This window comes from Mesorhizobium sp. M0598 (assembly GCF_040320865.1).
Taxonomy (GTDB): domain Bacteria; phylum Pseudomonadota; class Alphaproteobacteria; order Rhizobiales; family Rhizobiaceae; genus Mesorhizobium.
In genome coordinates this window covers 1-1269 of sequence record NZ_JAMYQL010000101.1, presented here as the reverse complement: position 1 = coordinate 1269, position 1269 = coordinate 1, and the positions used below count along the sequence as shown (strand labels likewise).

General features: G+C 64.1%; 1 protein-coding gene. It reads right to left on the bottom strand.

Annotated elements, in window-relative coordinates; all coding sequences use genetic code 11:
• Nucleotides 1-59: 59 nt before the first annotated feature.
• The gene (locus NKI59_RS34890) at nt 60-1190 is read right to left on the bottom strand and encodes an IS481 family transposase (protein ID WP_352709060.1); all 1131 of its coding nucleotides are present in this window, start codon (nt 1188-1190) and stop codon (nt 60-62) included.
• Nucleotides 1191-1269 lie beyond the last annotated feature (79 nt).

The following is a 1269-nucleotide window of genomic DNA, read 5'->3' as shown; positions in this document are numbered from 1 at the left end:
TGTTTGGACTGGGGACATCGCGAACAGATGTGCGAGGACATCGCGAACAGTTTTGCATGCTATCGCGCCAGGACATTGAGGTCGATGGTTTCTATTTTCTGATGTCTGAACCAGGCGTCGAAGACACCGTCTGTGGCGGTGGGCCTGAAGGCGACGGATTTTCCTGTGAAGGCCCTGCACAAACGCATGGTGCGGCCAAGAATGGAGACGAAGCCATGCTGCTGTACGCGGCGGATGAGATCGCCCTTGGCGTATTCGAACGGCTCGACCGTTTCGCGATAAGGGCGCAGCGATGCCCAGTAGCGATCGAGCGGCACGCCGCCGTCCAGCGCATCGTGGGGACGCTGGGCGTTGTAGACATGGCGCCACTGGTCGAATGCGTCCTGGGCCTTGGCGAGATCGGCGAAGGGCGGTCCCTGCAGCGCCTCGGCCTTGAGCGAGCGATGGAAGCGCTCGTCCTTGCCGAGGGTCTGGGGATGGCAAGGCCTGGAGTGGCTGACGGCGATGCCGGTTTCGATCAGCCAGACGGTGAGCAGCGTGAAGTCGTTGCGGCCGCCATCGCCCCAGGGCGGGCCATTATCGGTGGCGATGCGCCACGGCAAGCCATAGCGGCGGAAGGCGGTGACCAGCCGGGCTTTTACGGTTGCGGTGGTCTGGTCGGCGCAGGCCGACAGCGCGACCGAGAAGCGCGAATGGTCATCAAGCACGGTGAGCGGATGCAGGCGGCCGCAACGCAAGGCGACGTGACCCTTGAAGTCCATCTGCCACAGATCGTTGGGGGCGGCATGCTCGAAGCGGATGAAGGACTGCGCTCCACCGCCCGACGTTCCCAACTCAATGCCGTTGCGACGCAGGATGCCGGTTACCGTCGAGGCCGCCGGCGTGCCGATACCCTCGCCGGCAAGCACACGCGCGATCTTGCGTCCACCCCAAGCCGGATGCGCCATACGCACCGCAAGGGCCGCCGCTTCCACCTCCGGCGCGCTGCGCGCCGGGCTCGATCGTGGCCGCCGCGACTGTTCGACCAGCCCAGCCTCCCCCTCGATCCGATAGCGCGAAAGCAGCTTGTGGCCACAGGTCCGGCCGATACCGAAGCGCTGGCACAGCACGCTTACATTCGCTCCTTTCGCCGACGCCAGCCTCACAAACTCCAGCTTCTGCTTCATCACGCTTCTGTCCTCGAATGGCATCCCGAACCCCCTCGCGCAAAAGCGCAAAACTGTTCGCGATGTCCTCGCACATCTGTTCGCGATGTCTCCGGTCCAAACA

Bases quoted from the DNA above. Each gene is read 5' to 3' on its own strand.
- NKI59_RS34890 (WP_352709060.1), bottom strand. From the start codon at position 1,190: ATGCCATTCGAGGACAGAAGCGTGATGAAGCAGAAGCTGGAGTTTGTG.